We start from the raw sequence: 7,204 nt of genomic DNA on the forward strand, positions 1-7,204 counted from the left end.
TCTTCGTGCGCGGCACCACCGAGGCCATTAATCTGGTTGCCAACAGCTGGGGCAGCAGCAACGTCGGGCGGGGCGATAACATCATCATCAGTCAGATGGAGCACCACGCCAATATCGTGCCCTGGCAGATGCTCTGCGAGCGGGTGGGCGCAGAGCTGCGCTACATTCCTCTCAGGCAGGACGGGACGCTGGCTACGGACGTGCTGCCCTCGCTGATTGACGAATGCACGAAGCTGCTGGCGATAACCCAGGTCTCCAACGTGCTGGGCACCGAAAACCCGGTGCGGGAGATGGCCGCGCTGGCCCATCAGCACGGGGTGAAAGTGCTGGTGGACGGCGCCCAGGCGGTGATGCACCACGCGGTGGACGTCCAGCATCTGGACTGTGATTTCTACGCCTTTTCTGCCCACAAGCTGTACGGGCCGACCGGCATTGGCGTGCTGTATGTCAAAGGTGAGATCCTGCAGGATATGCCCCCCTGGGAAGGCGGCGGCTCAATGATTGCCACCGTCAGTCTGACGGAGGGCACCACCTGGAATAAAGCGCCGTGGCGCTTTGAGGCCGGCACGCCGAATACCGGCGGGATTATCGGCTTCGGCGCGGCGCTGGCCTGGGTTAACGAGGTCGGGCTTGAGCAGATTGCCGCCCACGAGCAGAGATTGATGCAGCACGCACTGCGTGAGCTGGCGGCGGTGCCGGATTTAACCCTTTACGGCCCGGCGACGCGTCAGGGGGTTATTGCCTTTAACCTTGGGAAGCATCACGCCTACGATGTCGGCAGCTTTCTCGACAACTACGGTGTGGCGGTGCGTACCGGCCACCACTGCGCAATGCCGCTAATGGCCTTTTACGGCGTGCCGGCAATGTGTCGTGCATCGCTGGTGGTCTACAACACCCTTGAAGAAGTTGACCGTCTGGTGGCAGGATTACAGCGCATACACCGCTTACTGGGATGACGGGAGAAATCATGGCTGTACTGCCAGATAAAGAAAAACTACTGCGCAACTTTAGCCGCTGCGCAAACTGGGAAGAGAAGTATCTCTATATTATTGAGCTGGGGCAGCGCCTGCCTGCGCTGGACGCCGGGGCACATACGCCAGAAAACAGCATTCAGGGCTGCCAGAGCCAGGTGTGGATAACGATGACGCACGATGCCGACGGCGCGGTTGAGCTGCGCGGCGACAGCGATGCGGCGATCGTTAAAGGGCTTATCGCTATCGTGTTTATCCTCTATGCCGGCATGCAGCCCAGCGACATTCCCGACTTTGATGTCCGTCCGTGGTTTGAAAAACTGGCCCTCACGCAGCATCTTACCCCCTCACGCTCCCAGGGACTGGAAGCCATGATCCGCGCGATTCGAGCGCAGGCGCTGACTTTTAGCTAAACTGTCTGAACGGAGCAAGATAAATTGCGGGGTGAGGCATCGCCCTGCAGGTCGTTTAGCACTCTGGCGTCCTGTCAGTGAAGAAAAGGGAATATCACATGAAACGCGCGTCTTTACTTACTGTTCTGATTATTAGTGCACTGGGAGCCCCGGCGGCGTCCTGGGCGGTGGAGTATACGCTTCCCGCCAGCGGCAGCCGTCTGGTTGGCCAAAACCAAACCTATACCGTACAGGAAGGCGATAACAGCCTGCAGACGATTGCACGGCGGTTTGATACTGCGGCAATGCTGATCCTCGAAGCCAACAACACCATTGCACCGGTGCCCGCGCCGGGTACCCAGGTAACGATCCCGCTGCAGCTGCTGCTGCCGGACGCGCCGCGCGAGGGGATTGTGGTGAATCTGGCGGAGTTGCGTCTGTATTACTATCCGCCGCAGGGTAATACGGTTCAGGTCTATCCGCTGGGCATCGGCCAGCAGGGGCTTGAAACGCCCGAGATGGCGACCAAAATCGGGCAGAAGATCCCCAATCCAACCTGGACGCCGCCTGCGGGCATCCGCCAGCGCTCGCTGGCGAAAGGCATCACCCTGCCGCCGGTTGTCCCTGCCGGGCCGAATAACCCGCTGGGGCGCTTTGCATTGCGTCTGGCATACGGTAACGGCGAGTATCTGATCCACGGCACCAACGCGCAGGCAAGCGTTGGCCTGCGGGTCAGCTCTGGCTGTATGCGGATGTTTGCTGACGATATTAAGGCGCTGTTCTCTCAGGTACGCGTGGGTACGCCGGTGCGGGTGATTAATCAGCCGGTAAAATACGCCATCGAGCCTGACGGCAGGCGCTATATGGAAGTACATCGCCCCCTGACGCAGAGCGAAGGGCAGAACCCTCAGACCATGAGCTATACGCTGCCTGCCAACTACGCGCAGTTTGTGGCGGATAAGGGCACGGACAAGGTGCTGGTGGATAAGGCGATGTATCGACGGGCAGGCTATCCGGTGCCGGTTACTTCCGGTGCGCCGGTGCAGGCAAATTCGGTTCAGTCTGCACAAAACAGCAGTGTTTCAGGAACACCGGCGCAGGTGACGCAATAGCGGAAACGAGGAACAGTAAAATTCAGGCAAAAAAAATGGCGCACACTGTGCGCCATTTCATTACAGGAACTCTTACTTACGGTAAGAGTGAGCCTGGTTGTCCAGACGCTGGTTAGCACGAGCTGCGTCGTCTTTAGCAGCCTGTACGTCAGAGCGTACTGCGTTCACGTCGTTGCTCAGCTGGTCAACTTTAGCGTTCAGAGTCTGAACGTCAGAAGACAGCTGATCGATTTTAGCATTGCTGGAGCAACCAGCCAGCAGAGTAGAACCCAGGATTACCGCGCCCAGTACCAGTTTAGTACGATTCATTATTAATACCCTCTAGATTGAGTTAATCTCCATGTAGCGTTACAAGTATTACACAAACTTTTTTATGTTGAGAATATTTTTTTAATGGGAATGCACTTATTTTTGATCGTTCGCTCAAAGAAGCACCGAACTCGCACATAAAGTTTAAAAAAACCAGTTAAAACAGCGAATTTTCATCGGATTCATCTTAGATAAACGACTGTTAAATAGTAAAATCCGATTTGCTTTTCTATTGAATAGCGTTAGCCAGAAATAAAAAAAGCGCCACGCGGGCGCTTTTATATCGACTATTTTCCGACGCTGTAAATTATTACAGTACGTGGACGGAAGAGGTATTGGTGGTGCCGCTCGGCACCAGCGCGCCGGAAACCATAACAACAACGTCGCCTTTCTGCGCCAGTCCGCTCTGAATAGCCAGCTCTTTACCCAGACGATAGAAATCATCAGTAGAAGAGATCTCTTTTACCAGCTGCGGTACAACGCCTTTGCTGAGCACCAGCTGACGTGCGGTCAGTTCATTGGTGGTCAGGGCCAGGATAGTGGCATCCGGGAAGTATTTACGCACGGCGCGGGCTGATTTACCGCCCTGAGTCGCGACCACAATCAGCGGGGCTTCCAGTTTTTCCGCAGTTTCTACTGCGCCACGGCAAACGGCTTCAGTGATGCGCAGCTTGCGACCATCGTGGTTGTAGTCCAGACGGGAGGTCATTACGCGGTCGGTACGCTCGCAGATGGTAGCCATAATAGTCACGGCTTCCAGCGGGTATTTACCTTTAGCGGATTCACCGGACAGCATTACAGCATCGGTGCCGTCGAGGATGGCGTTAGCCACGTCGCCGGCTTCAGCGCGGGTCGGGCGCGGGTTTTTAATCATTGAATCCAGCATCTGGGTCGCGGTGATAACCACTTTACGCGCGCGGATACATTTTTCGATGATCATTTTCTGGGCGAAGATAACTTCTTCAACCGGAATTTCAACGCCCATATCGCCGCGGGCAACCATGATGCCGTCAGATGCTTCGAGGATTTCATCGAAGTTGTTCAGGCCTTCCTGGTTTTCAATTTTGGAGATGATCTGGATCTTCTCGCCGCCGTGAGCCTTCAGGTGCTCGCGGATTTCCAGCACGTCAGAGCGCTTGCGAATAAAAGAGGCCGCAACAAAATCGACGCCCTGTTCGCAACCGAAGATCAGGTCCTGTTTGTCTTTGTCCGCCAGCGCCGGCAGGGCAATGGAAACGCCCGGCAGGTTAACGCCTTTGTTCTCACCCAGGTCGCCGTTGTTCAGCACTTTACAGATGACCTTGTTACCTTCAATCGCGGTAACCTGCATGCCGATCAGACCATCGTCTACCAGCACGGTGTTGCCGACCTGCAGGTCAGTTGTGAAACCTTCGTAGGTGACGGCGACGATATCGCTGTTGCCCACAACAGATTTGTCGGTAGTGAAGGTGAACGTCTGGCCCGCTTTCAGGGAAACATCGTTACCGCCTTCCAGTTTGATGGTGCGGATTTCCGGGCCTTTGGTATCGAGCAGGATAGCGGCTTTTTTGCCGGTTTTACCCATCACGTTGCGCAGATTCTGGATGCGCTGACCGTGCTCGGCGTAGTCGCCGTGGGAGAAGTTCAGACGCATGACGTTCATGCCGGCGTCCAGCATCTTCGACAGCATCTCTTCGGATTCGGTTTTCGGGCCGATTGTGCAAACAATTTTAGTCTTTTTCATGACGGTTTAGTCTTTACGTTGAGAATGATAGGGGAATGCGAGTTCGCGGCGGAAGGGCCACGTCGGTAAATTTGTTTTATTCGAGTTGCAATGCCACGCACTAAGGATAGGTGACATCAAAAAAGCATGCAGAAGAAAGTGAGCCTGGGGATCAGCCTGGAGAGTTGGATGATTTTTTGAGCAGATTTTTATACAGTCCAATGCGCTGAAACCATTCAAGAAAGAACCGGGCCACATTATACGAGGTTACCGGTAAAAAAGAAAACAAAAACGCTGTTTCATAACGTAACCACGGAGCTTAACACTTTTCTTACGCTCTGCGACTGCTCCGATAACAGTTTTGATCGTCAGCGGTTGCCTCGTAAGTGAATGTTGACAATAATGATCGTAATATTAACAAGTTAGCAAGGGTGCATTATGGGAAATGTCAGCAAAGACGAAGCGCTTTATCAGGAAATGTGCCGGGTGGTCGGTAAAGTAGTGCTGGAAATGCGCGATCTCGGTCAGGAGCCGAAACACATTGTCATCGCCGGGGTGCTGCGTACCGCACTGGCTAATCAGAAAATTCAGCGCCCGGAGATCACCCGCGAGGCCATGACGCGGGTGATCTCCGCCCTTAGCGGAGAGTAAGCCCCCGAGTTATGCCATGACGAAGCGCAGCACAGCCTTAATAGCAATTTCGCTGTTGTGCTTTACCAGCTGCGGATCGTCAATCTCCGGCAGAGGACCCTCGCCGAACAGATTGTTAAAACTGTAAAAATTAGAGACCTGATAAAAGCTAAAGCTGCTGATTAACCGGTGCACGTCCCGGGGATCGAGGCCGCTGGCAAAAATCGCCGCCTGCTGGCCGCGCTGCAGAATATTCTCCACAATCGACAGGGCGCTGCGGTTAAGCGGTTTGAGCTGCGCGGAGGCGCTTAGCCACTTGCCGCGCTGCATATTTTCCATGCAGATAATACGCATATAGTCGGCGTGGCCCGCGTGATACTCCACGCTCCATTTCACCAGCGCCACCAGTGCTTCCACCGGGGGCAGCTTCTCCAGTCCCAGCTGCTGCTCCGTTTCGCGAATGCGGGTATAGACATGCTGCAGTACGGCCTGATACAGGCTGTCCTTCGTTTTGAAATAGTAAACCACCATCCGTTTAGTGGTCTGCGCTTCACCGGCAATCTGCTCCATGCGGGCACCGGCAAGCCCGTGCTCGGCAAAAACCCCCAGCGCGGCGGTGAATATCTTCTCTTTCAGGTTTCGGGCATCGTCCTGAGCGGTTGCGGGCATAGCGGCTCCTGGCAATAAAAAGGGATATCCCGGAAACAGCGGGCAGTGAAAGTGGCGAATATGAACCAAATGATTCATAGTCTATTACCCCGTCATTGATGACAAGGCCAACCTATGCTGCGCTCCATTGCTAATGTTTCTATTTCAGGCACGCTTCCGGAAAAACTCCACGCCATCGCCGATGCCGGCTATCAGGGCGTCGAAATTTTTGAAAACGATCTGCTCTATTATACCGGTTCGCCGGCGGATATTCGCCAGATGGCGGAAGATCTGGGACTGCAAATTACGCTTTTTCAGCCCTTTCGTAATTTCGAAGGAGAGAGCCGCCCGCAGTTTGTCGCGAATCTCGAGCGTGCCAGGCAAAAGTTCGCCCTGATGCACGAGCTGGGCTGCAGTACGCTGCTGCTGTGCAGCAATGTCTCTGCGGACAGCAGTCCGGACAGGGCATTACAGATAAGCGATTTGCGGGCGCTGGCGACGCTGGCGGAGCAGGAAGGTATTCAGATTGGCTATGAGGCGCTGGCCTGGGGGGCGCACGTGAATCGCTGGGAGCAGGCCTGGGAGAGGGTGAAGGCGGTAGACAGCCCGGCGATGGGCATTGTGCTCGACAGTTTTCACGTTCTCTCTCTGGGCGACGATCTCAGCAGGCTGGATGCAGTGCCGCTGGAAAAAATCACTTTCCTGCAGCTCGCCGATGCCCCGTTGATGAAAATGGACGTGCAGGAGTGGAGCCGCCATTTTCGCTGCTTTCCGGGGCAGGGTGAACTGGCGCTGACTGACTTCGCCAGCGCCTTGACCCGCCGGGGCTACCGCGGGCCGTGGTCGCTGGAGATATTCAACGACGGTTTTCGCGCTTTTCCTAACGGCGCGACGGCTAAAGACGGCTATCGATCGCTGCTGTGGCTCGAGGACCGGGTGCGCAGCCGGTTGGGGGAGAGCAACGCGCATCTTTTCAGCGCCCCGGCAGTGCCGCGCTATCGCGGTCTTGAATTCATCGAGTTTGCCGCAGGGGGCGCCGAGGCGAAAAAGCTGGGCAGTATGCTGAGGCAGACCGGTTTTACCCCGCGCGGTACGCACCGCAGCAAGCAGGTGTCGCTATGGCAGAACGGTGAGGCGCGGGTGGTGGTTAACTCTCAGCCCTACAGCTGGGCGGATCACTTCTGGCAGCGTCACGGCACCTCTTTGTGTGCGGTGGCGCTGCGGGTCAGCGATAGCGGGCCGATTCTGGCCCGGGCCAAAGCGTTTGGCTACGCCTCCTGGCAGGGCGAAGCGGGCCCTAATGAGAGCACGATCCCGGCGGTCAGCGCACCGGACGGCACGCTCTTTTATCTGGTGGAAGAGGGTGATGATATCTATTCCCGCGATTTTGCTCCCGGCCGGAAAATCGGGCGCCTGCATTACCGAACTGCAAAAAGGCAG

Annotated in this window: 8 protein-coding genes; 5 read left to right on the top strand and 3 right to left on the bottom strand. The window is 55.8% G+C overall.

What is annotated here, in order from left to right:
- From QZ766_RS10155 to QZ766_RS10165, 3 genes are all read left to right on the top strand, one after another.
- Positions 1 to 956, top strand: a 956-nt coding sequence (locus QZ766_RS10155; RefSeq protein ID WP_297201100.1) for an aminotransferase class V-fold PLP-dependent enzyme, incomplete at its 5' end; no start/stop codon positions are given.
- A gap of 11 nt (positions 957 to 967) precedes the next feature.
- Positions 968 to 1,384, top strand: coding sequence for a cysteine desulfuration protein SufE (gene sufE, locus QZ766_RS10160; RefSeq protein WP_297201102.1), 417 nt, complete (start codon positions 968 to 970; stop codon positions 1,382 to 1,384).
- Positions 1,385 to 1,482: 98 nt separating this feature from the next.
- Entirely contained in the window at positions 1,483 to 2,475 is a 993-nt protein-coding gene (locus QZ766_RS10165; protein WP_297201104.1) for a L,D-transpeptidase family protein, read from the top strand.
- A 72-nt stretch (positions 2,476 to 2,547) separates the two neighbouring features.
- Here QZ766_RS10165 and QZ766_RS10170 read toward each other — a convergent pair whose 3' ends face one another.
- A complete protein-coding gene (locus QZ766_RS10170; protein ID WP_006118977.1) occupies positions 2,548 to 2,784 on the bottom strand; it encodes a major outer membrane lipoprotein in 237 nt (78 codons plus the stop codon).
- Between the two features lie 310 nt (positions 2,785 to 3,094).
- On the bottom strand, positions 3,095 to 4,507 hold the full coding sequence (pykF, locus tag QZ766_RS10175) for a pyruvate kinase PykF (RefSeq protein WP_297201126.1): 1,413 nt from the start codon (positions 4,505 to 4,507) through the stop codon (positions 3,095 to 3,097).
- Positions 4,508 to 4,924: 417 nt separating this feature from the next.
- On the opposite strand from pykF, the gene fumD reads away from it, so the two are divergent.
- Positions 4,925 to 5,137, top strand: a complete 213-nt coding sequence (fumD, locus tag QZ766_RS10180) for a fumarate hydratase FumD (RefSeq protein ID WP_297201129.1) — start codon at positions 4,925 to 4,927, stop codon at positions 5,135 to 5,137.
- A gap of 9 nt (positions 5,138 to 5,146) precedes the next feature.
- Here fumD and QZ766_RS10185 read toward each other — a convergent pair whose 3' ends face one another.
- Positions 5,147 to 5,785: a TetR/AcrR family transcriptional regulator gene (locus tag QZ766_RS10185; protein WP_297201132.1), complete on the bottom strand. Its 639-nt coding sequence runs from the start codon at positions 5,783 to 5,785 to the stop codon at positions 5,147 to 5,149.
- A gap of 114 nt (positions 5,786 to 5,899) precedes the next feature.
- Here QZ766_RS10185 and QZ766_RS10190 point away from each other — a divergent pair.
- Positions 5,900 to 7,204 (top strand): sugar phosphate isomerase/epimerase and 4-hydroxyphenylpyruvate domain-containing protein (locus tag QZ766_RS10190; protein WP_297201135.1); only part of this gene is annotated, 1,305 nt, incomplete at its 3' end.

The organism is uncultured Pluralibacter sp. (assembly GCF_913775985.1).
Taxonomy (GTDB): domain Bacteria; phylum Pseudomonadota; class Gammaproteobacteria; order Enterobacterales; family Enterobacteriaceae; genus Pluralibacter.